Below are 20,305 nucleotides of genomic sequence, written 5' to 3' on the forward strand. Positions count from 1 at the left end.
TATATTTGGACTTGCAATCTTTCGCACCGCAAACTAAATTTAAGTTGTTCGGCGCTTAGGCGCTGATGCCCTTCCTGGGCGTTTCCTCCCTGTAGACTTTGCCGCGCCGTAGAGCGCGGCTTTTTTTTTGCCTTAAGGTTCAGGTCGCGGGAGGTTCAGGCTACGGCCAGGATCAGGATGTGATGAGTTTTTCGGTCAGGGTGCGGAAGATGCCCTTGAGTCGCTCGGCGCCTGCATGGGGGGTCACAAGCGCTTCATCCATATAGAGGGCGCGGTTGATCTCGATCTGCAGCGCTTCGATGCCTGCCTGCGGCCGGCCATAGGTCTCAACGATATAGCCGCCGGCAAACGGCTTGTTGAGGCCGACGCGCAGGCCTGCGCCTTCCAGCACGCCTCGCACCTTGCGCACCAGTCCGTCCGAACAGGTTTCGCCGTGGCGATTGCCCAGCACGATGTCCGGCTTCGGCTCGCCGGCGCGGAAATGATTGAGCGCGGCGCTCGGCATCGAATGCCAGTCGATCAGGAGAACGGGCGCGCTGTCGCTTCGTGCCAGTTTGGCTTCGCTCAGCAAGGCTCGCAGCGCATAATGATAGGGGCGGTGGATCAGGTCGAGGCGGCGGTTGACCTCGGCCATGTCGAGCGGCTGGCGATAGATGTCCTGATCGACGCTCAGGCGGCGGGCGATGACGCCAAAACCCGCCTTGACGCGCGCGCTAAGGCTTAAGGCCGCCTTGGGCAGGTCGCCGCGGATCAGGCGGGCGTCCAGTTCGAGCGCGCTGCGGTTGACGTCGCAAAAGGCGCGCGCATAGCGGCTGGCCACACCGTAGACGCCAAGTTCCGGCGACAGCCCCACCATGTCATCGACAAAGGCGTCCTCGCTGGCGCGCAGTCCCAGCGGGCTTTGCCGCGCCTCGGCGATAAAGCTTTCCGGATAGTAGCGCCCGCTGTGCGGCAGGCTGTAGACCACGCGAGACGCACCCGCGGGTGCGCCGATACCCGGCCTGACGACCAGGGGGGTGTGTTCGACATGGTGGACAAGGTGCCAGGGGGAGGTTTCGACCGCGCTCATATTAGCACTTTAGTAGGACATTCCTGTCACGTCTTCACCTCAAATTTACACGCCTGCGGCAAAGATAGTGACTTCTGCGCATTCGCGGATATGATGCCAATGGCGCATGGGGCTCCCTGATGACCGAAGTGATGAAAAAAATTCTACTCGCCGAAGACGAAGATTCTGTCCGCAGCTTCCTGACGCGCGCTCTGCAGCGCGCCGGCTACGACGTGGTGAGTTGTCCCGATGGCGATACCGCCATTCTGGCGCTCGACCAGGGCCCTTATGATCTGCTGCTGACCGATATTGTCATGCCCGGCGCTGACGGCATTGAGGTGGCCAAGCGCGCGGCGCAATTGCAGCCGGATCTCAAGATCATGTTCATCACGGGTTTCGCCGCCGTGGCGCTCAATGCGCAAAAGGCTTCGCCGAACGCCAAGGTGCTGGAAAAGCCGGTGCATCTGCGCGAGATCGTCACCGAAGTCGAGCGTCTTATCGCTGCTTAGGCGCAAATGCTTTTTGCTTGCCTTAGTGCTGCGTTGCTTGAGGGCGGTGCGCGAGATCGTTACCAAGGTCGAACGTCTTATAGCGGTGTAAGTGGCTTAAGCGTTCATCCCCTCAGAACAACAAAAAAGGCGTCTGGTCGGAACCAGACGCCTTTTTTACTGAAGATGGTGGGCGCTACAGGGATTGAACCTGTGACCCCTTCGATGTCAACGAAGTGCTCTCCCGCTGAGCTAAGCGCCCATCTTCATTGGAAGAACCCCGTGAGGGAGAGCGGGTGTATAGCCAAGCCTTTGCCGGTTAGCAAGCGCCTCGAACAGTTTTTTTGGGGAAAAGGCGAAAAGGGCCTTTTAACAGGGGACTGTTCCTTGCAGGCAAGGGTTTGCGCCGCATCAGACAGAGGCGGCCGACGTTAAGATCTACTGCATCGCCACGTATTGATCGGCTAAGGCACCGGCCTGACGGCGATCGTCGTCGCTCAGGGCGCGGGCATTGTCCATGATATCGAGCAGTTTGTCGGCATTCTCATCGCCACCATCGGCAGCCAGCAGCGCCCAGGCATAGGCCTGCACCTTGTCCTGTTTGACGCCTTCGCCCAGATAATAGAGATCGGCGAGGCGGCTCTGCGCCAGCGGCAGGCCCTGCTTCGCGGCGCTGGTGATAAGGGCCACGCCTTGCGCTTCGTCACGCGGCACATCGCGGCCGACAAAATACATATTGCCGAGATTATACTGGGCCGGTGCGTAGTTTTGCGCCGCCGATTTTTTATACCAGACAACGGCCTGCGCGATATCTCTCGTTACGCCTTCGCCATTCTCGTACATGGTGGCGATATTGAACTGGGCGATGTCGTAGCCCTGTTCGGCCGCCTTCTTGTACCAGAGAAAAGCCTGCGCCGGATCAGCCTTGACGGTCAGGCCATTATCATAGGCGACGCCGAGATTATATTCCGCGCCGACATAGCCCTGCTCGGCCGCCTTCAGCGTCCATGCTAGCGCCTTGTCGGTATCGACCGCGACGCCGTAGCCCATGCAGTAGGCCATGCCGAGTTCGGTCTGCGCCATCGCATCGCCGGCCTCGGCCCGGGCTTTCAGATCGCTGATATCGGCGGCCTGCGTTACGGTCTGCGAGGTGCCGCAGGTTTGTTTGGTCGGGGTTTGCGCGAAGGCGGGGGCGCTTAAGCTCAGAAATGCAGCGGTCATAAGGCCGGCGATTGCACTGTGATACTTCATAACACGCCTCCGGCCGTCGATTACGATACTGCCGGTTATATGGAGCGATGTGTCAATTTCTGCCAGTAGCGACGCGCAGGTATTTGGCCATTGTGCGCCGCGGTAAGCATTTCGGTCACAATGCGTGGCTTTAGGGCCACAGTTTGAGCGGCAGTTTGTGCGATTCCGGACGGATATAGTCATAAACCGCAAGGCCGGCGTCAGGATCGCTGAAGGTGCGCCAGCTTCTTTCGGCCATGGCGACGCGCGCGTCCTTCATGCCGTCCTTCCAGTGCTCGTCGATCGATACCTGCCAGAACTCATAGTCCTTGGACTGGATTTCTCGACGGTTCTGGCGATTGATGAGGTGGACCAGACTAACGCGCCCGCCATTGAGATCAGCCTGCTTCGTGCCACAGATGCTTTCAAGCAAATCGGGCGGTACATGGGCGGCCAGTTGGCGGATGGCCTGGCGCAGGCGGTACTTTTCCAGGAAGGCATCGGTATTCAGGCGGGTGCGGCTCGAATAGGTGATGTCCTTCATCCGTTCCTGCACCTCGTCCATCGTGGCCGGGTCGGGGCCTTCGGCGCTGAACAGGTCGATCTGGAAGATGAGGGTGTCTTTCGCCACGCCGGCATCAAGCACATAGCTGAGCGGGGTGTTGGAGACGAGGCCACCGTCCCAGTAGGGCTCGCCATCGATATAGACCGCCGGGAAACCGGGCGGCAGGGCGGCGCTGGCCATAACGTGCTCGGGCCGTATGACCTGATCGCGGCTGTCGAAATAGACGAAATTGCCCGAACGGATGTGGACGGCGCCCAGGCTCAGGCGGGTTGTGCCGTTGTTGATGCGGTCGAAATCGACATGGCGCAAAAGCGTTTCGCGCAAAGGTGCGGTGTCGTAAAAGCTGGTGGCTTCGGGCGTGCCGCGCTTGTTGAACCACGGCAGGAAGAACCATGGACGGTAGAAGTTTTTCACCCCCGCCATCAAACTCATCAGGCCGCTCATCTGGCGGAAGCTCAGGTCGCTGACATCGTGCTTGCTGGCGAGGGCTTCGCCGGGCACGGTGGTGCCGATTTCATTCCAGAAGGCGCGCAGATGGTCGATGCGGTGTTCCGGCGCGTTGCCGGCGATGATGGCGGCGTTGATGGCGCCGATGGAGATGCCGGCGATCCAGTCGGGCTCGACGCCGTTTTCGTGCAGCACCTCGTAAGCGCCGGCCTGATAGGCGCCCAGCGCGCCGCCGCCTTGCAGCACGAGCACGGTCTGGTCGTAGGTCTGATCAACGACAGGATCGGAGGGAACGGGGAGGTCTTTTTCAAACGACATGGCACAAAAATCCCGATATCAGGAACGCGATACCGGGATTATATTGCACTGCAATAAGTTAAATTCAAGGCGCGATCAGTTCAGGCCGTAGACCACGCAGGACTTGGCGTCGAGCCGTTGCAGCGGCGGAACCTGAATAAACGGGTTTTGCAGCGCCTTGGCTTCAAGATATTCAGCCGAGCCGGGCGCATAATCCGCCATGGCCATGGCCATGGGCGCGGGTGGTGGCGCCGGGGCATTGGCACGCGTGCCAGTCACCATCACTTCTACCTCCCGAGCCTGGGTATTATCCCAGCTTCCTTCCGGGGCGCGGGCGAGGATATCGGTCTCGCAGGCGCGGCCGGTCGGGTCGATCACCTTGATGCCGCCGAGCTTGCCACCCGCCGCCGCCGCCGATTGCAGGGCGCGGGTGTGGGCGTCCTTGGTGGCCTCGGTATAGAGCCAGGTGTTGGTGGCGTTATCGGCCTGCAGGCTGAAACTGATTGGCGTTGACGAGGTGGGGGCCGCCGCCAGCACCAGTGCATAGGCCTTCTCTAACTGGGCGGTGTCGCGCACCTCGACCGACAGGTTGAGCGACACCTGATACTTGTCGATCTTGTCGCCGCGCTGGTCTTCGATTTTGTTGCCGTTCTTGTCGCGGTACTGCTCATAGAGCGCGCGCATCGAGAAGCTGGTGGTGATCCGCACCTTGTCGGAGCCAAGCTTGGCCAGGGCCTGATTGAGGCCGCGCGTCTGGGCGATCGCCTGGGCCTGGGCCTTTTCCGCCGTATCGGCCACGGTCAGGAAGGTGGCCGAGAAACTGGCGCGGTTGGCCGGCACCTCGGTATAGACGTAGCCGGTCTGGGTAATGACGCTTTCCTTCATCCACCATGGCGCCTTGTCATAGGGCGAGGCGGCGACAGGCGCGGTCTGGCTTTGGGCTAAGGCCGTGGTGCCGGTGGCGGCCAGAAGGCCCGCCGTGACGCTTAAAAGCAGGAATGTACGCATGGATGAGCCCTCTCTGGTTGTTGTTTGAGGCATATCACCACCGCCTTACGGCGAAACTTAGACCTTTCCAGACGCGTGGAATAAAGCTGTCCTATTTTTTGCTGTCGGCCAGCAGGAGGATGGTGCCAAGCGTGGTGACCATGGCCTTTATGTCGGCTTCCGGCTGGAGATCGAGATCTTCCTCGGGCGAGTGCATCCCCTTGACCGAAAAGCCGGAACCGAGCGTGGTTGTGGGGATGCCGAGGCTCATTGGCAGGTTGGCGTCGGTCGAACTGGCCTCGTAAGCCACCTTGCCGCCATTGACGGCGATGGCCGCGGCGGCCGTCCGGATGATCGGCGCCTGCGGGTCGATCTTGGCCACCGGGCGGTCGCCGATAACGTCGAGCTTGAGGGTGATGGCCCCCTTGGCGGTTGAGCGGCGGGCGTTTTCGGCGGTCACAGCGTCCTTGACCTTGGCGAGGAAGCCGGTTTCCAGATCTTTTAGCGAGGTTACGTCTTCTGAGCGCATATCGACCGACATCGAGACCTGTGACGGAATCGAATTGACCGAGGTGCCGCCTTCGACAATGCCGACATTAAAGACCGTGCCGTGGCCGGGAGGCGCTTTCGTGGCAGCGAAGCGGGTGATGGCGTCGCCCATGGCGTAGGCGGGGTTGACGATGCCAAAATCGAGCATCGAATGGCCGCCGGGGCCGGAGAAGGTGGCGCGGTAACGCTTGGAGCCGAGCGCGCCGGTCATCAGCGGGCGTAAGCCGCCGGGTTCAAGCGCGATGAAGGCGTCGATCTTGCCGGCGTAATCGCCCTTGGTGAACAGGTAGCGGACCCCGCGCAGGTCGCCCAGGCCTTCTTCGCCGACATCGCCGACGAACAGGATGTCGCCCTTCGTGGTGATGGCAGCGGCATCAAGCGCCCGGATCAGGCCGAGCATGACGCCCAGGCTGGAGGTGTCGTCGCCGATACCGGGCGCGCTCAGTCGGGTCGACGTGCGCCTGACCTTAACATCGGTGCCTTCGGGGAAGACCGTATCGAGGTGCGCGCCGACCGCCACAAGCGGGCCGCCGCCAGTGCCCTTGCGCAGACCCATGACATTGCCCTCGGCATCCATGCGGACATCGCTCAGGCCGTGGGATTTCAACAGTGCCATGAAGGCCTCGGCGCGCGCCTGCTCCTTGAAGGGCGGGGCTGGGATTTCGGTCAGGGTGACGATATCGTCGACAATGCGGGGATAATCGCTGGTCAGGTGCGCTTTGGCGGCGGCGATCCCGGGGCTGGCGAACAGGCGCTTCGCGGCGGCCTCATAAGAATCAGCGGCATGGATGGGCAGGGCGATGACGCCCAGAAGGCACATAAGTGTGATGGACTTGCCGGTGATCATGCGCTTCCCCTGATGAACTGCTGCATAAAGCTGGCAGATAAAGGAGTGATGGGCAAGCTTTAGCGCGCCTGTTTCAGGCCTAGATACCACATCAGGCTGAGGAAGGCGCCCTTGACATAGGGCAGGGCGGCCATGGTGACGAGTCCAAGCGAGATCACCATGGTGGGCACCACGACCTGAAGTGGATATTCATAGAAGAAGCCGAACATGAAGGCCGGCGCGATGATCAGGTGGCCAACCAGAATCATGGTGACATAGGCCGGGCCGTCATCGGTGGGGTAGAGGCTGAGCGGAGTCTGGCAATGGCTGCACGCATCAACCACCTTGAGATAGCCGCGAAACGCCGGCGCTTCGCCACAGCACGGGCACTTGCGCTGGAGGCCGCGCAACAGGGCTGTGGTCAGTTTGACGCCATTTCTCATAGGGATACTTTCTATGCTGAAACCTCATAATGGTATATAAAGAGCAAAATTGCCATGCGTTAAGCTGACGCACCTAATTTTGGGTGCATCCAAAAAACGCTTGCATGCCATATAAAGATATCTTTATATGGTTATATGTTATCTCATCATGTCAAAACCGATTTCAATACTCTGCTCGAAGCGCTGAAGGCTGCGGGCGAGCCGACGCGTCTGCGTCTGTTGCGCTTGCTGGCGCGTGAGGAGTTGTCCGTGATGGAACTGGTGTCGATCCTCAGCCAAAGCCAGCCACGCATCTCGCGCCACCTCAAACTGATGAGCGAGGCCGGCCTGATCGAGCGTTTCCCCGATGGCGCCTGGGTGTTTTACCGCTTGTCGTCGGCCCCCACTATCCGCCCGCTGGTCGATGCCATCCTTCATCAGCTCGATGACGCCTATGGCGAAGACCTGCAGCAGCTTGAAGCGGTGCGGCAATCAAGGCGCAAGTCGGCGGAAGGTTACTTCGAGACGATCGCGCCGAAGTGGGACGAGATTCGCAGCCATTATGTTTCCGAGGCCGATGTCGAGGCGGCGGTGGTCAAGGCGCTGGGCGACCGGCCAATCAATGCCCTGATCGATCTCGGCACGGGTTCCGGCCGTATGCTGACCCTGTTGGCGGCCCGCGCAAAATCGGCTATCGGCATCGACCTGTCGCAGCACATGCTCAACATCGCCCGCTCGAAGGCCTTCGAGGCCCGGCTTGAGGGCGTCGATTTCCGCCACGGCGATATTTACGATACCCGCCTGCCGGCGCAGTCGGCCGATCTGGTGGTGGTCCATCAGGTGCTGCACTTCCTGGCCGATCCTGGGCGCGCCATCACTGAGGCCTCCCGCCTGCTCAAACCCGGCGGCAGCTTGCTGATCGCCGATTTCGAGCATCATAATTTCGAAATCATGCGTGAACAGTATCAGCACCGTCGCCTCGGCATGCTGGACGAGGACATGCGAAGCTGGCTGGACGCCGCGGGCCTGACGCTGAGTGCATCGGTCGCCCTGCCGCCGAAAGCCAGATCCGGACCCAGCCGCGTCGGCCTGACCGTCAAGATATGGCTCGCCGAAAAGACCCTCTGATCTGTCGCCTTCACAGGCTGAATTGAGACCAAATATTATGAGCCCCTCGCTGAACCCCAATCTCACCTCCGATCTGGCCCCGATCGCGCGTTCGCTCGCCGGCGGCGGCCAGAACCTGAAGGTGTCGTTTGAATTTTTCCCGCCCAAGTCGGAAGAGATGGAGACCACATTGTGGGAGTCGATCCGACGCCTTGCGCCGCTAAACCCTGAGTTTGTCTCGGTGACCTATGGCGCCGGTGGTTCGACCCGCGAGCGCACGCACCGCACGGTCAAGCGCATCCTCGACGAGACGCACCTCAAGCCGGCAGCTCACCTGACCTGCGTCGATGCCTCGCGCGAAGAGGTCGATGAGGTGATCCGTGGCTACTGGGAGGCCGGCGTGCGCCATATCGTGTCGCTGCGCGGTGATCCCCCTACAGGTTTCGGCGATTACACGCCACGCGCTGATGGCTACCAAAACGCCACCGAACTGACTGCCGCCATCAAAAAGATCGGCGATTTCGAGGTCAGCGTCGGGGTCTATCCGGAAAAGCACCCGCAATCGCCATCACTTGATTTCGATCTCGATGTCCTGCGCCAGAAGGTCGATGCCGGCGCCACACGCGGCATCAGCCAGTTCTTCTTCGAGCCGCATACCTTCCTGCGTTACCGTGACGCGGTGGCCGACGCCGGCATTCGTATCGACCTTACGCCGGGCATCATGCCGGTGACCAATTTCAAGGGCCTGCGCCGGATGGCGGCGGCGTGCGAAGCGGCAGTGCCCGGCTGGATGGAGCGCTTGTTCGAGGGGCTCGACGACGACGCCGAAACGCGCAAGCTGCTGGCCTCGGCCGTGGCGGTGGAGATGTGTCTGGGGCTTGAGCGCGAAGGGGTGGAAAACTTCCACTTCTATACGCTCAATCGCGCCGATCTTGTGTTTGCCATCGGGCGGATATTGGGATTGCAAACCGCATGAAGCAATTTTTCCTGGCTATAGCCCTGCTGTTTGCCCTGATGGTTCCGGTTTGCGCCGTTGCCGATGAGCGTGGGTGGGATGATCCGCATGCGCCCTACAATGTGATGGGCAACGTCTGGTATGTGGGCACCCGCGGTATCGGTGTTTACCTGATCACGACCCCGCAGGGGCACATCCTGATCGATGGTGCCACCGAGAAAGGCGCCAAGGTGGTTGAAGCCAATATCGTCTCACTGGGTTTCAAGCTTAAAGATATCAAATACATCGTCGAGACCCATGCCCATTGGTATCATGTCGGTGGTTTGGCAAAGCTCAAGGCGGATACAGGCGCTATCTTCATTGCCAGCGCCGGCGACCGCTACGGTCTGGAACACGGTGTCCATGTCGGCGACAATGTCTATGGTGGGGGCAGCTTTCCGGCCATCGCCGCGGATCGTGAGATCGGCGAAGGTGGAACGCTTACGCTGGGCGTCGTGGTGCTGACGGCGCATATGACGCCCGGCCATACGCGCGGCTGTACAAGCTGGACCATGGTGGTGGACGACAAGGGCGTGTCGCGCACGGTGATCTTCTTTGGCTCGACCTCGATTGCCGGCAACGTGCTGGTCGGCAATAAGGCCTATCCGGGCATTGCCGACGATTATCGGCTCAGTTTGAAGCGCTTGAAAGCGACTAAGGCTGACGTCTTCCTTGTCAATCATCCTGAGCTTGCCGATATGGACGTCAAACGCGCCGCGCAAGTGGCTGGTAAACCAGATGCCTTTGTCGATCCGCGCGCTCTGCCGGCGTTTATCAAGGAATCAGAAGCCGACTTTAATACCGAACTGGCCAAGGCGCGCCGTAAGGCGACCGGCCGAAAAGGAACTGCACAATGAACCGCACAGACCATATCGCCGCGCTGAAACAGGCCGCGAAAGAGCGCATCCTGATTCTCGACGGCTCGTGGGGCGTGATGATCCAGCGCCGCGAACTGTCTGAAGAAGACTTTCTCGGTGAGCGCTTCAAGGGCCATAAAGGCCAGATGAAGGGCAATAACGATATCCTGTGCCTGACGCGGCCAGACATCATCGCCGATCTGCACGATCAGTATTATGCCGCCGGCGCCGATATCTCGGAAACCAATACCTTTTCGGCCACCACCATCGCGCAGGACGACTATCATCTCGACCTGCAGGCCGTCATTGACATCAATCGCGAAGGCGCGAAGATCGCCCGTGCGAAGGCCGATGAATGGACTTTGAAAGAGCCGCACAAGCCGCGCTTTGTGGCCGGTTCGATCGGGCCCCTCAACAAGATGCTGTCCATGTCGTCCGATGTGAACGATCCGGGCGCGCGTCTGGTGACCTTCGATCAGGTCTATCAGGCCTATCGTGAGCAGGTGGCGGCACTCTATGAGGGCGGGGTCGATCTCTATCTCATCGAGACCATCACCGACACGCTGAACTGCAAGGCGGCGATCAAGGCTATTCTGGATCTGGAGGAGGAGGGCCAGGAGACCCTGCCGATCTGGATTTCCGGCACCATCACCGACCGTTCGGGCCGCACGCTTTCGGGCCAGACCGCCGAAGCCTTCTGGAACTCGGTCAAGCACGCCAAGCCCTTCGCCGTTGGCTTTAACTGCGCCCTGGGCGCCGACCTGATGCGTCCGCACATCGCCGAAATGGCGCGCGTCGCCGATTGCCTCGTCGCCGCCTATCCCAATGCCGGCCTGCCCAACGCCATGGGCCAGTATGACGAGCAGCCGCACGAAACCTCGCACGAACTGCACGAGTGGGCCAAGGACGGTATCGTCAATATCCTTGGCGGTTGCTGCGGCACGACGCCGGATCACATCAAACATGTGGCGGACGAGGTGCGCGATGTGGCGCCTCGTCAGATACCCGAACGCCCCAAGGCCTTGCGCCTTTCGGGCCTTGAACCTTTTGAATTAAGTTAGTTGCGTGGCGCTTCTTCGTCACCATCTAGGTGAGGGCGGGGGCCTTAAAGGACGTTTTTCATGAAAATACTTATGGTTCTGACCTCGCATGATCAATTGGGCGACACCGGGAAAAAGACCGGCTTCTGGCTCGAAGAATATGTGGCGCCCTACTATACCTTCCTCGATGCCGGCGCAGAGATCACGGTCGCGTCGCCCAAGGGCGGCCAGCCGCCGCTGGATCCGAAAAGCGATGAGCCGTCCGGCCAGACCGAGGCGACCGTACGCTTCAAGGCGGACAGCGCGGCACAGGCTGTGCTGGCGCACACTACCAAGCTCGCCGACGTCAAGGCGGCCGATTTTGACGCCGTTTTCTATCCCGGTGGTCATGGTCCGCTTTGGGATCTGGCTGAGGACAAGGCCTCCATCGCCCTGATCGAAGCCTTTGCCGCTGCCGGCAAGCCTGTCGGCGCTGTTTGTCATGCGCCTGGCGTTCTGCGTCATGTCAAGGCGGGTGATGATTATCTGGTCAAGGGCAAGCGCGTCACCGGCTTTACCAACAGCGAAGAAGATGCGGTCGGTCTGACCGACGTGGTGCCTTTCTTGGTGGAAGACGAATTGACGGCCAGGGGCGGGCTCTATGAAAAGGGCGCTGACTGGGGTGTTCATGTCGTGACCGACGGCCTTCTGGTCACAGGTCAAAATCCGGCGTCTTCCGAGGCGGGCGCCAAGGCTGTTCTGGGCCTGCTTCAGTCCTGACGCCTGGAGCGCGAAAGGGTGTTGCATCGGTCGGGCTTTAGCGGCATTGAGCTTCTTCAAGCCGTAAAAGGCTGACATTGTTTTTGAGACCTGATCTATGCACACCACTATCCTTTTTGGCGGCACCAGCCGCGAACGTCTTGTCTCCGTCGCTTCGGCACAGGCCCTCACTCAGGCTCTGCCTGAGGCGGACCTGTGGTTCTGGGACCTCGACGGCACGGTGTCTGAAACCTCGCAAGCCGCGCTGCTCGGTCATGACAAGCCTTTCGAGGAGGCTTTCAAGGCCGATGGCGCGCGTCTGGGCGCAATAGCTGAAGCGCTCGATAAGGCGGCCGCCGAGGACCGCGTTCTGGTGCTGGGCCTGCATGGCGGCACAGCCGAAAACGGCCAGTTTCAGGTGCTGGCCGAGGCGCGCAACGTGCCCTTCACCGGCTCCGGTTCGGCGGCTTCGCACCTGGCGTTCGACAAGACGGCGGCCAAGCTGTTCGCCGGTCTGGCGGGGGTCTATTCGCCGTCTACCGTCACGCTGGATGAGGCCGATGAGGCGCTGTCGCACTATGGCCGCCTGATCGCCAAGCCGGCGTCGGAAGGATCGAGCTACGGCCTGATCTACGTCAATTCGTCTCAGGATATCGCGGCGGTGCGGCGTGAATCCGCCAGCATGGCCTATCTGATCGAGCCCTTCATTTCCGGCCCGGAAGCAACCTGCGGCGTGCTGGAACAGGCTGATGGCTCGATCATCGCCCTGCCGCCGGTCGAGATCGTGCCGGGTGACGGCGCCTTCGATTACGCCGGCAAGTATCTCAAATCGACGACGCAGGAAATCTGCCCGGCGCGTTTCGCACCCGAGATCAACGCAGAACTGCAACGTCTGGCGGTCAAGGCGCACAAGGCGATGTCCTGCCGGGGGTATTCGCGCTCGGACTTCATCATCTCGGACAAGGGACCGGTCTATCTGGAGACCAACACCCTGCCGGGCCTGACCAAAGCGTCGCTCTATCCAAAATCGCTCAAGGCGCAGGGCATCGAGTTTATCGACTTTTTGCAGGGCCAGATCGATCTGGCGGTGAAGAGGGTCGGAAAATAATGGCGTCATGGGCCAGCGGACCGTTCGACAATGATGACGCCGCCGACTTCCTGATGGAGCTGGAGGCGGCGCCGTCATGGGAGATGGTCCGGCTGGCCTTTGCGGATGTCATGGCCAATGAGGACTATGTCGAATTGCCCGAAGGCGCACGCGGTTGCGCGGCGGCGGCCTTGCTCACCGTGGCGCTCGGCAAGAGCGACGTGTCGGCGCAGGATATCCATATGACGCTGGAGGCCATGGGGGCGCCACCCGAAGATCTGGCCGCCGTGGCCAAAATCGCTTTGAAGCGCCTGAGCACGGGCGATTCCGAAATCCGCGAACTCTATCTCGATAGTGGTTCCTACAACACATGGCTGGGCACAATCGCCGCCATCGATGAGGCTTTGAATTGACCCCTACCTTTATCAATATCGGCGAGCGCACCAACGTCACCGGTTCCGCCAAGTTCAAGAAGCTGATCGTCGAGGGCAACTATACCGCGGCGCTCGATGTGGCGCGCCAGCAGGTCGAGGCCGGCGCTCAGGTCATCGACGTCAATATGGACGAGGGGTTGCTTGATTCCGAAGTGGCCATGCGCACCTTCCTGAACCTGATGGCGGCGGAGCCTGATATCGCCCGCGTGCCGGTGATGATCAACTCATCCAAGTGGGAGGTGATCGAGGCCGGCCTGAAATGCGTGCAGGGCAAGCCGATCGTCAATTCGATCTCGATGAAGGAAGGGATCGACAAGTTCAAGGAACAGGCGCGCCTGTGCCTGAAATACGGCGCCGCCGTCGTGGTCATGGCCTTCGACGAGATTGGTCAGGCCGATACCGCCGAACGCAAGATCGAAATCTGCACCAAGGCGTACCGCGTCTTGGTTGATGAGGTCGGCTTCCCGCCGGAAGATATCATCTTCGACCCCAATATCTTTGCCGTGGCGACGGGGATCGATGAGCACAACAACTACGCCGTCGATTTCATCGAAGGCACACGCGCCATCAAGCAGACCCTGCCCTATGCGCGGGTATCCGGCGGCGTGTCGAACGTATCGTTCTCGTTCCGTGGCAATGAGCCGGTCAGGCGCGCCATCCACGGCGTTTTCCTTTACCACGCCATCGCCGCCGGCATGGATATGGGCATTGTCAATGCCGGTGACCTGCCGGTCTATGACAGCATCGAGCCGGAACTGCGCGAGGCGGTCGAGGACGTTATCCTCAATCGCCCCCAGCGCCACAATGTCAGCAATACCGAATGGCTGGTCGATCTGGCGCCGAAGTACAAGGGCGACAAGGCCGAGGCCAGGGTGGTCAATCTGGTGTGGCGCGAAGGCTCGGTAGAAGAGCGGCTGAAGCATGCGCTGGTCAATGGCATCACCGAATATATCGATCAGGATACCGAGGAAGCGCGGCAACAGGCCGAGCGCCCGCTGCACGTCATCGAAGGCCCGCTGATGGCCGGCATGAACGTGGTCGGTGACCTGTTTGGCGCCGGCAAGATGTTCCTGCCGCAGGTGGTGAAATCGGCGCGCGTGATGAAACAGTCCGTGGCCTATCTCATGCCCTATATGGAGGCTGAAAAGGAAGCGCATGTCGCCGCCGGTGGCACCTATCAGGCGGCCGGCAAGGTGCTGATGGCAACGGTCAAGGGCGATGTCCACGATATCGGCAAGAACATCGTCGGCGTCGTGCTGCAATGTAACAATTACGAGGTCATCGACCTCGGCGTCATGGTGCCATGCGACCGGATTCTGGCGGAAGCGAAGGAACATGGCGTCGATATGATCGGGCTTTCCGGCCTCATCACGCCTTCGCTCGATGAGATGGTGTTTGTGGCGCGTGAAATGCAGCGCACCGGCTTTAACATCCCGCTTTTGATCGGCGGCGCCACGACCTCGAAGACGCACACGGCGGTCAAGATCGAGCCGGGCTACAAGAACAATCAAGTGGTTTATGTGCTCGATGCGTCGCGCGCGGTCGGCGTGGTGTCGCAACTGCTCTCGGAAACCGACCGCGACAGCTTCGTGGACAGCACCAAGGCCGAATACATCAAGGTGCGCGAAGCCTATGGCAAGGGCAATTCAGCGCCGCGTTCGTCTCTGTCTGAGGCGCGTGCCAACAAATTCAGGATCGATTTCGCTGCCGAGCCGCCGGTGGCGCCGTCTTTCCTCGGTCTGAAGACCTTCAGCCCTTACGATCTGCAAGATCTGGCCGACCATATCGACTGGACGCCCTTCTTCGCCACCTGGGAACTGGCCGGCAAGTATCCGGCCATTCTTGAGGACGAAATCGTCGGCGAAGCGGCCACCGATCTCTTCAAGGACGCGCAAAAGATGCTGGCGCAGATTCTGGAAGAGAAGTGGTTCACGGCCTCAGGCGTCGTCGGTTTCTGGCCGGCCAACGCCACCGATGACGACGATATCGAGCTCTACACCGACGAGAGCCGCACCGAGGTGCTGGCGCGTTTCCAGACCCTGCGCCAGCAGATGAAGAAGCCGCGCGCCGACCAGAGCAATACGGCGCTGTCGGATTTTATCGCGCCGAAAGGTACGCCCGACTGGATCGGCGGCTTTGCCGTCACCGCCGGTCATGGCGAGATGGAGATTGCCCACAAGTTCAAGGCGGCGGGCGACGACTATAACGCCATTTTGGCCACCGCCCTGGCCGATCGTCTGGCCGAAGCCTTTGCTGAGGCGCTGCACAAGAAGGTGCGCCGCGAACTGTGGGGTTATGCCGCCGATGAAACCCTGTCGGTCGAGGAACTGATTGGTGAGAAATATCTCGGTATCCGTCCGGCGCCGGGCTATCCCGCCCAGCCGGATCACACCGAGAAGTGGCCGCTGTTTGATCTGCTCGACGCCCGCGCCCGCACCGGCATGGAGCTGACGGAATCGCTGGCCATGACGCCACCGGCCTCGGTTTCGGGCATGTATTTCGCGCATCCCAAGGCGCACTATTTCGGCGTCGGCAAGATCGAGAAGGATCAGGTGGCGGACTATGCCCGTCGCAAGGGCTGGCAAGTCGATGAGGCCGAGCGCTGGCTCAGTCCGATCCTGAACTACGTGCCGTAATCAGATTTAATCAGATTGACGAAAATTGATGACGGGTGGATATTAAGGCTGTCCCTGGAGATTTCGTCATGTCAACACGCACTGTCACTGCCCATATCCCGGTTGAACTTGCCGAGCAGATCGATGCCGCCGCCGAGCGCCTGGAGCGTCCACGCGGCTGGATCGTCAAGCAGGCGCTGCAAAACTGGATTAGTCTGGAAGAGCGGCGCCACCAGATGACATTGGAAGCCTTGAAAGCAGCAGATGAGGGAGATTTAGTCGAACACGACGTTATTGAGACGTGGGTGGCAGGTCTCGAATGACGGCCATGCACATCCGTTGGCTATCGGTTTCACAGCGTGATCTGGTTCGCCTCTATGATTTCCTGAAGGATGTCAATCCACGCGCTGCAGCACGAATTGTTCAGAATCTTGTGGCGTCGATTCGTAAATTACCAGACCATCCGCGTATAGGACATATCATCGATATTCACAGTCCGAGAGATGTGCGCCGGTTACTGGTGGATGACTATGAAGTCCGCTACGAAATTACGGGCGATACGATCGTCATTCTGTGCATCTGGCATATGCGCGAAGATCGCTGATCAGCGTTTCAGTTTCGCCTGCGCCTGATCCGAAAGCGTGATGGTGACCGCCGGGTCGGCAGCGGCCTTCTCAGCCTTGGCGGCTTTCAATTCGTCGGCGCGGTAATATTCCGGTCGGGTCGGATTGAAGATGATAGCGGTCTGGAGAGGCGAGGTACACGCACTTAAGGCTTCGATCGAGCTCATGATAAACCGGCTTTCTACCGCAGACTGTTAAACTCCCAAAACTCTACACTTACAAGCTGCAGTCTATCCACAGGCGATTAAGATGTGGTTAATGCGGTTTGCGCTGCAATATCAAGGTCTTGCGGTAACATAGGCCGGCTTGAAGGCTATTGTTTGGGCTTGTCGCTCCAGCCGAGACGATAGCCGAGCCCCTCCGACCACTTGCGTTTTTCGACGTGGTTAGGGTTGGGCACGGTGCCAGCGGGCAGGGTGGTTTCGCGGTCTGCCGGTTCGTCGCTGACGGCGGTCGGCAGGACGGGCAGGGTGGTGGCGGCATTGACGCGGCGGCCCAGGGTGTTGCTGGCCACCGGACCGTCACCATCTACCGGCGCGGCTTGCGCGGTCAGGACGGGTTTGGGCTTTTCGGCGTAGTCGTGCGGTCCGCCCGACTTGAGCGCCAGTTCGATGGCATCCAATTCCTTGTCGGTCGCCATTTCGGCAAACAGGTTGGGGTGACCGGACAGGCGGACAGCGGCGTGCTCGCAATCGCCCGGCAATTGCCAGTTGGCGTAGGCGTAAGCCGCTTCCGGTGTCGGCGCAGCCCGGGCGGCGGCCCATTCGTTATAACCGTAGTCGCGCACGTCTTCGGCCTTCTTGTGCTGGGCGGCGTCCTTGCCCTTGCCGGACAGGGTCAGGGCCGCCTCATAGGCGCGCAGGTAGGAGAGGCCGATGGTCTGGATCTGATCGTCGATGGGCATGATGGAATCGACCCGTTCGGCCATGTCCATATTGCCGGAGAGGATGCCATGGCACCAGGCGACGCGCAGGAAGTCGTCCTTGGGCGCATCTTCGAGGGTTGGCGAATGCAGGCTGCCATCGGCATTGCGGCCAGTGATCGCCGCCTTATCGGCTGCGGGTGTGGCGGGCTTGACCTTGGCTGGGCTCTTCTTGATCGCTGCGGCGCGCGACTTGGCGGCGTCAGCCGGTACAGCCGCCGGCAGGGCAAAGGCGCAAACGCCCAGAGACAGAAGGGAGGCGCGTAGAACAGAAGATCTCAGCAGGTGCAAGGTAAGCTCCGGGCTTCATAAGGCGTCAGGCGCCCCTGGGGAATATTGCGGCAAAAGCGCACATGTCTTCTGCGGTTAAGGCAATCTATACAGCAAGTAAGGCATAAAATCGCCATGTGTGATGTTTTTTTGAGCGCCTTACCAAAACTTAAGAACACATTGCGCCGTAATTCGGCTACGATTGACGCCTAACTATATCGCTGAACCCGTCTTTTTTGAGTAGAAATGTCGTTCTGGAAAAATCTGGCGCAACTGGCCGTTGGGCGTTTCGACGCCGCGGAATGCACCGAATGCCCCAAGGGGCCTCCGGGCGCTGACCCGGCGTTCGCCACGGCGGTAACGGCGCTTGGCGCCAAGCTGGCCATGGCCGATGGCCTGGCGCATGAGGTCGAGCAGACCGCTTTCCTGCATGTGTTCCAGCCGGACGACAAGGCGCGCCGCGACGTGATGCGTCTCTATGATCTGGCGCGCCAGACCAGCCTCGGCTTTGAATCCTACGCCCGCCGTCTGGCCAAGCGTTATGCGAGTTGCCCGCAAATCCTTGAGGATGTGCTCGAAGGCCTGTTTCATATCGCCGTATCCGATGGTCGCCTGAGCCATCAGGAAGAAGTCTATCTCGAAACGGTGGCCGATCTTTTCGGCATCAAGACGGCCGCCTATCGCCGCGTGCGCGCCGGTTACGTGCCTTTGAGTGATGATGATCCCTACTACATTCTGGGGCTCATGCCGGATGCCTCGGACGATGATATCCGTCTGGCGCGTCGTTCGCGCCTCAACGATTTCCACCCGGACAGAATCCGCGCGCGCGGCCTGCCGATCGACTTTGAAGCGCTTTATACGCAGAAAACCGCCCTGATTAATTCGGCTTATGACCAGATTGTGAAGGAACGGAGTGCGCTGGCCTAACGGCTTAATTTTACGGAGTTTTTGTCTTCCGAAGGCATGATTTCCGCTTAAATGCGCGGTTTCTGTCTTAAAATGTTATTAAAATTTATCCCCTCAACTGGTGGCAGAGGTTGACGCGGGACGTATTCATGCCAATCTGTTAATGCGAGGCGCGTATTGTCTCCATCGTTTAGAGGTATCAAGTTGATGACCAAGCGTGACATGTCTTTTGCCAGTTTTGCTTCCGGCGCCTACAAGCCCTGGGGTCAGCTCCGCCGCAAGAACCTGATCGCCCGCATCGTCTATGCCATGGGCATGGCCGTCGCCGGTCTGGCTGTTTTGGGCGTGGTTGCGCTTCTGGCCGTCTTCGCCGCGTCGGTGGCCGTGATCGGCGCTGTCGTGGTCAGCCTGATGGGCGCCATGGCGCTGATCCGCCGCAAGCCGTCCAAGGTGCGCGTCAATACCGATGACGGCAAGGGCGTCTATGAAGCCCGCAAGGATGGTTCGACCTGGACGGTCTACTAAACCCGTCTTTCCGCGATATTCGAAAACGCCGCTGTCGCAAGATGGCGGCGTTTTTATTTGTCCAATCGATGAAAATGCCGCTAAGACAGGCCCATGATCGAACAGCCATCACCCAATTTCAATGAACGCAAGGGCCCGCCGGACATGGTGGTGCTGCACTATACCGGCATGACGAGCGGGCCTGAGGCCATCGCCCGTCTGTGCGATCCCGAAGCGAAGGTTTCGGCGCATTACGCGGTCGAAGAGGATGGCTCGATCTACAGGCTGGTGGCCGAAGAACGGCGCGCCTGGCATGCCGGCGTCGGCTTCTGGAAGGACGAGACCGATATCAACGGCGCCTCCATCGGCATCGAGATCGTCAATCCCGGCCATGAGTTCGGCTATCGTGACTTTCCGCAAACACAGATCGATGCGGTCATCGGCCTGCTCGATGGCATCCGCGAGCGCTGGGATATTCCCGACTGGCGTATCCTTGGTCATTCCGACGTCGCGCCGGCGCGTAAAGCTGATCCGGGTGAGCGCTTCCCGTGGCAGGTGCTGGCCGAGCACGGCCATGGCCTGTGGGTGACGCCGGATATGCCGCCCGAGGGCGCGATGGGGCCGCCTCTGGGAATGGGCGAAACCGGACTGGGCGTTTTCTCGCTACAATCAGCGCTCGGCAAGCTGGGCTATAATATTCTGGCCGGAGGACCTTATGACGTCGAGACCGCCACCATCGTCACAGCCTTCCAGCGCCACTGGCTGCCCGAACAGATCGGCACAGATCTCGAAGGCCGTGCCGACGCCAAACTGCGCGTGACGTTGATGGCGCTGCTGCGCCATATGACCTTGCTGGATGTCTGATGTTTAGCAAGCGGCAGATTCTGGCATTGCCGGCGGCGTGGTTGCTCCTTGCGGGACAAGCGCAGGCTCAGACTCAGCCTCAGACGGTTGCCCGCATTGTCGTGTGGAAATCGGAGCGTCGCATGGTGGCCTATGATGCTGCCGGGCGCGCGCTCAAAACTTTCCATATTGCCCTGGGACCAAGCCCCAGGGGGCACAAATCGGAAGAGGGCGATGGCAGGACGCCAGAGGGCCTTTATCGGATATCCGGCCGCAACAAGACCAGTGCCTATCATTTGTCCTTAAGGGTTTCCTATCCCAATGCGGCGGATCGTGCTCAGGCGAAGGCGCGTGGCGTTTCGCCCGGCGGTGATATCTTTATTCATGACCAGCCAAACGGCGCCTTGCCGGGCAAGCTCAAAATCCCCTATGACTGGACCGCCGGCTGCATCGCTATCAGCAATGCCGAGATTGAGGCCTTATGAGCGATGGTGGCCAACGGTACG

General features: G+C 60.3%; 23 protein-coding genes and 1 tRNA gene. 15 read left to right on the forward strand and 9 right to left on the reverse strand.

Translation table 11 applies throughout. The features are described 5' to 3' along the window. Positions 1-172 precede the first annotated feature (172 nt). A complete protein-coding gene (locus ABQ278_RS04375) occupies positions 173-1,069 on the reverse strand; it encodes an N-formylglutamate amidohydrolase (protein ID WP_349321383.1) in 897 nt (298 codons plus the stop codon). A gap of 131 nt (positions 1,070-1,200) precedes the next feature. Between ABQ278_RS04375 and ABQ278_RS04380 the strand changes: the two genes are divergently transcribed. Next, on the forward strand, positions 1,201-1,557 hold the full coding sequence (locus tag ABQ278_RS04380; protein WP_026172656.1) for a response regulator: 357 nt from the start codon (positions 1,201-1,203) through the stop codon (positions 1,555-1,557). 166 nt (positions 1,558-1,723) lie between these two features. Here the strand turns inward: ABQ278_RS04380 and ABQ278_RS04385 are convergent. From ABQ278_RS04385 to ABQ278_RS04410, 6 genes are all read right to left on the reverse strand, one after another. Then, positions 1,724-1,798: transfer RNA gene (locus ABQ278_RS04385), tRNA-Val, on the reverse strand. Between the two features lie 176 nt (positions 1,799-1,974). Beyond that, positions 1,975-2,787: a tetratricopeptide repeat protein gene (locus ABQ278_RS04390; RefSeq protein ID WP_349321384.1), complete on the reverse strand. Its 813-nt coding sequence runs from the start codon at positions 2,785-2,787 to the stop codon at positions 1,975-1,977. 130 nt (positions 2,788-2,917) lie between these two features. Beyond that, positions 2,918-4,096: a patatin-like phospholipase family protein gene (locus tag ABQ278_RS04395; RefSeq protein ID WP_349321385.1), complete on the reverse strand. Its 1,179-nt coding sequence runs from the start codon at positions 4,094-4,096 to the stop codon at positions 2,918-2,920. 75 nt (positions 4,097-4,171) lie between these two features. Beyond that, positions 4,172-5,083 (reverse strand): SIMPL domain-containing protein, encoded by a 912-nt coding sequence (locus ABQ278_RS04400; protein ID WP_349321386.1) that lies wholly within the window; start codon positions 5,081-5,083, stop codon positions 4,172-4,174. Positions 5,084-5,174: 91 nt separating this feature from the next. Continuing rightward, complete coding sequence (locus ABQ278_RS04405; protein ID WP_349321387.1) at positions 5,175-6,458, reverse strand: M20/M25/M40 family metallo-hydrolase; 1,284 nt, start codon at positions 6,456-6,458, stop codon at positions 5,175-5,177. 59 nt (positions 6,459-6,517) lie between these two features. Further along, the gene (locus ABQ278_RS04410) at positions 6,518-6,880 is read right to left on the reverse strand and encodes a DUF983 domain-containing protein (protein ID WP_349321388.1); all 363 of its coding nucleotides are present in this window, start codon (positions 6,878-6,880) and stop codon (positions 6,518-6,520) included. A gap of 135 nt (positions 6,881-7,015) precedes the next feature. Here ABQ278_RS04410 and ABQ278_RS04415 point away from each other — a divergent pair, with 135 nt between their 5' ends. The 10 genes from ABQ278_RS04415 (at position 7,016) to ABQ278_RS04460 (ending at position 16,335) form a co-directional block, all read left to right on the forward strand. After that, entirely contained in the window at positions 7,016-7,987 is a 972-nt protein-coding gene (locus ABQ278_RS04415; RefSeq protein WP_349321389.1) for a metalloregulator ArsR/SmtB family transcription factor, read from the forward strand. A 37-nt stretch (positions 7,988-8,024) separates the two neighbouring features. Next, positions 8,025-8,942 carry a methylenetetrahydrofolate reductase [NAD(P)H] gene (gene metF / locus ABQ278_RS04420; RefSeq protein ID WP_349321390.1) on the forward strand — a complete coding sequence of 306 codons (918 nt, stop codon included), beginning with the start codon at positions 8,025-8,027 and terminating at the stop codon, positions 8,940-8,942. Then, a complete protein-coding gene (gene bla / locus ABQ278_RS04425; RefSeq protein ID WP_349321391.1) occupies positions 8,939-9,817 on the forward strand; it encodes a subclass B3 metallo-beta-lactamase in 879 nt (292 codons plus the stop codon). The genes metF and bla overlap by 4 nt, the downstream gene beginning before the upstream one ends. Further along, positions 9,814-10,878 carry a homocysteine S-methyltransferase family protein gene (locus ABQ278_RS04430; protein ID WP_349321392.1) on the forward strand — a complete coding sequence of 355 codons (1,065 nt, stop codon included), beginning with the start codon at positions 9,814-9,816 and terminating at the stop codon, positions 10,876-10,878. Before bla ends, ABQ278_RS04430 begins: the two co-directional genes overlap by 4 nt. Positions 10,879-10,938: 60 nt before the next feature. Further along, positions 10,939-11,616 carry a type 1 glutamine amidotransferase domain-containing protein gene (locus tag ABQ278_RS04435; RefSeq protein ID WP_349321393.1) on the forward strand — a complete coding sequence of 226 codons (678 nt, stop codon included), beginning with the start codon at positions 10,939-10,941 and terminating at the stop codon, positions 11,614-11,616. A gap of 97 nt (positions 11,617-11,713) precedes the next feature. Beyond that, positions 11,714-12,703 carry an ATP-grasp domain-containing protein gene (locus tag ABQ278_RS04440; RefSeq protein WP_349321394.1) on the forward strand — a complete coding sequence of 330 codons (990 nt, stop codon included), beginning with the start codon at positions 11,714-11,716 and terminating at the stop codon, positions 12,701-12,703. Next, positions 12,703-13,095 carry a DUF4259 domain-containing protein gene (locus ABQ278_RS04445; protein WP_349321395.1) on the forward strand — a complete coding sequence of 131 codons (393 nt, stop codon included), beginning with the start codon at positions 12,703-12,705 and terminating at the stop codon, positions 13,093-13,095. The genes ABQ278_RS04440 and ABQ278_RS04445 overlap by 1 nt, the downstream gene beginning before the upstream one ends. Further along, a complete protein-coding gene (gene metH, locus ABQ278_RS04450) occupies positions 13,092-15,752 on the forward strand; it encodes a methionine synthase (RefSeq protein ID WP_349321396.1) in 2,661 nt (886 codons plus the stop codon). Before ABQ278_RS04445 ends, metH begins: the two co-directional genes overlap by 4 nt. Before the next feature lie 68 nt (positions 15,753-15,820). Then, on the forward strand, positions 15,821-16,054 hold the full coding sequence (locus ABQ278_RS04455) for a ribbon-helix-helix domain-containing protein (RefSeq protein WP_349321397.1): 234 nt from the start codon (positions 15,821-15,823) through the stop codon (positions 16,052-16,054). After that, entirely contained in the window at positions 16,051-16,335 is a 285-nt protein-coding gene (locus ABQ278_RS04460; protein WP_349321398.1) for a type II toxin-antitoxin system RelE/ParE family toxin, read from the forward strand. The genes ABQ278_RS04455 and ABQ278_RS04460 overlap by 4 nt, the downstream gene beginning before the upstream one ends. On the opposite strand, the gene ABQ278_RS04465 is transcribed toward ABQ278_RS04460, so the two are convergent. After that, complete coding sequence (locus tag ABQ278_RS04465; protein WP_349321399.1) at positions 16,336-16,521, reverse strand: hypothetical protein; 186 nt, start codon at positions 16,519-16,521, stop codon at positions 16,336-16,338. Positions 16,522-16,667: 146 nt separating this feature from the next. After that, on the reverse strand, positions 16,668-17,567 hold the full coding sequence (locus ABQ278_RS04470) for a hypothetical protein (RefSeq protein WP_349321400.1): 900 nt from the start codon (positions 17,565-17,567) through the stop codon (positions 16,668-16,670). Positions 17,568-17,792: 225 nt separating this feature from the next. Here ABQ278_RS04470 and ABQ278_RS04475 point away from each other — a divergent pair, with 225 nt between their 5' ends. From ABQ278_RS04475 to ABQ278_RS04490, 4 genes are all read left to right on the forward strand, one after another. After that, on the forward strand, positions 17,793-18,473 hold the full coding sequence (locus ABQ278_RS04475; protein WP_349321401.1) for a TerB family tellurite resistance protein: 681 nt from the start codon (positions 17,793-17,795) through the stop codon (positions 18,471-18,473). 186 nt (positions 18,474-18,659) lie between these two features. Then, positions 18,660-18,977, forward strand: a complete 318-nt coding sequence (locus ABQ278_RS04480; protein WP_349321402.1) for a hypothetical protein — start codon at positions 18,660-18,662, stop codon at positions 18,975-18,977. Positions 18,978-19,070: 93 nt separating this feature from the next. Then, positions 19,071-19,820, forward strand: a complete 750-nt coding sequence (locus tag ABQ278_RS04485; RefSeq protein WP_349321403.1) for an N-acetylmuramoyl-L-alanine amidase — start codon at positions 19,071-19,073, stop codon at positions 19,818-19,820. After that, positions 19,820-20,284: a L,D-transpeptidase family protein gene (locus ABQ278_RS04490; protein WP_349321404.1), complete on the forward strand. Its 465-nt coding sequence runs from the start codon at positions 19,820-19,822 to the stop codon at positions 20,282-20,284. The genes ABQ278_RS04485 and ABQ278_RS04490 overlap by 1 nt, the downstream gene beginning before the upstream one ends. Positions 20,285-20,305: the final 21 nt, after the last annotated feature.

The sequence above is a fragment of the Asticcacaulis sp. MM231 genome (genome assembly GCF_964186625.1).
Taxonomy (GTDB): Bacteria; Pseudomonadota; Alphaproteobacteria; order Caulobacterales; family Caulobacteraceae; genus Asticcacaulis.

What these genes read in the sequence shown, in the direction of transcription:
- ABQ278_RS04375 (WP_349321383.1), bottom strand. Translation starts at nt 1,069, where the DNA reads ATGAGCGCGGTCGAAACCTCCCCCTGGCACCTTGTCCACCATGTCGAA.
- ABQ278_RS04380 (WP_026172656.1), top strand. Translation starts at nt 1,201, where the DNA reads ATGAAAAAAATTCTACTCGCCGAAGACGAAGATTCTGTCCGCAGCTTC.
- ABQ278_RS04390 (WP_349321384.1), bottom strand. Translation starts at nt 2,787, where the DNA reads ATGAAGTATCACAGTGCAATCGCCGGCCTTATGACCGCTGCATTTCTG.
- ABQ278_RS04395 (WP_349321385.1), bottom strand. Translation starts at nt 4,096, where the DNA reads ATGTCGTTTGAAAAAGACCTCCCCGTTCCCTCCGATCCTGTCGTTGAT.
- ABQ278_RS04400 (WP_349321386.1), bottom strand. Translation starts at nt 5,083, where the DNA reads ATGCGTACATTCCTGCTTTTAAGCGTCACGGCGGGCCTTCTGGCCGCC.
- ABQ278_RS04405 (WP_349321387.1), bottom strand. Translation starts at nt 6,458, where the DNA reads ATGATCACCGGCAAGTCCATCACACTTATGTGCCTTCTGGGCGTCATC.
- ABQ278_RS04410 (WP_349321388.1), bottom strand. Translation starts at nt 6,880, where the DNA reads ATGAGAAATGGCGTCAAACTGACCACAGCCCTGTTGCGCGGCCTCCAG.
- ABQ278_RS04415 (WP_349321389.1), top strand. Translation starts at nt 7,016, where the DNA reads ATGTTATCTCATCATGTCAAAACCGATTTCAATACTCTGCTCGAAGCG.
- metF (WP_349321390.1), top strand. Translation starts at nt 8,025, where the DNA reads ATGAGCCCCTCGCTGAACCCCAATCTCACCTCCGATCTGGCCCCGATC.
- bla (WP_349321391.1), top strand. Translation starts at nt 8,939, where the DNA reads ATGAAGCAATTTTTCCTGGCTATAGCCCTGCTGTTTGCCCTGATGGTT.
- ABQ278_RS04430 (WP_349321392.1), top strand. Translation starts at nt 9,814, where the DNA reads ATGAACCGCACAGACCATATCGCCGCGCTGAAACAGGCCGCGAAAGAG.
- ABQ278_RS04435 (WP_349321393.1), top strand. Translation starts at nt 10,939, where the DNA reads ATGAAAATACTTATGGTTCTGACCTCGCATGATCAATTGGGCGACACC.
- ABQ278_RS04440 (WP_349321394.1), top strand. Translation starts at nt 11,714, where the DNA reads ATGCACACCACTATCCTTTTTGGCGGCACCAGCCGCGAACGTCTTGTC.
- ABQ278_RS04445 (WP_349321395.1), top strand. Translation starts at nt 12,703, where the DNA reads ATGGCGTCATGGGCCAGCGGACCGTTCGACAATGATGACGCCGCCGAC.
- ABQ278_RS04455 (WP_349321397.1), top strand. Translation starts at nt 15,821, where the DNA reads ATGTCAACACGCACTGTCACTGCCCATATCCCGGTTGAACTTGCCGAG.
- ABQ278_RS04460 (WP_349321398.1), top strand. Translation starts at nt 16,051, where the DNA reads ATGACGGCCATGCACATCCGTTGGCTATCGGTTTCACAGCGTGATCTG.
- ABQ278_RS04465 (WP_349321399.1), bottom strand. Translation starts at nt 16,521, where the DNA reads ATGAGCTCGATCGAAGCCTTAAGTGCGTGTACCTCGCCTCTCCAGACC.
- ABQ278_RS04475 (WP_349321401.1), top strand. Translation starts at nt 17,793, where the DNA reads ATGTCGTTCTGGAAAAATCTGGCGCAACTGGCCGTTGGGCGTTTCGAC.
- ABQ278_RS04480 (WP_349321402.1), top strand. Translation starts at nt 18,660, where the DNA reads ATGACCAAGCGTGACATGTCTTTTGCCAGTTTTGCTTCCGGCGCCTAC.
- ABQ278_RS04485 (WP_349321403.1), top strand. Translation starts at nt 19,071, where the DNA reads ATGATCGAACAGCCATCACCCAATTTCAATGAACGCAAGGGCCCGCCG.
- ABQ278_RS04490 (WP_349321404.1), top strand. Translation starts at nt 19,820, where the DNA reads ATGTTTAGCAAGCGGCAGATTCTGGCATTGCCGGCGGCGTGGTTGCTC.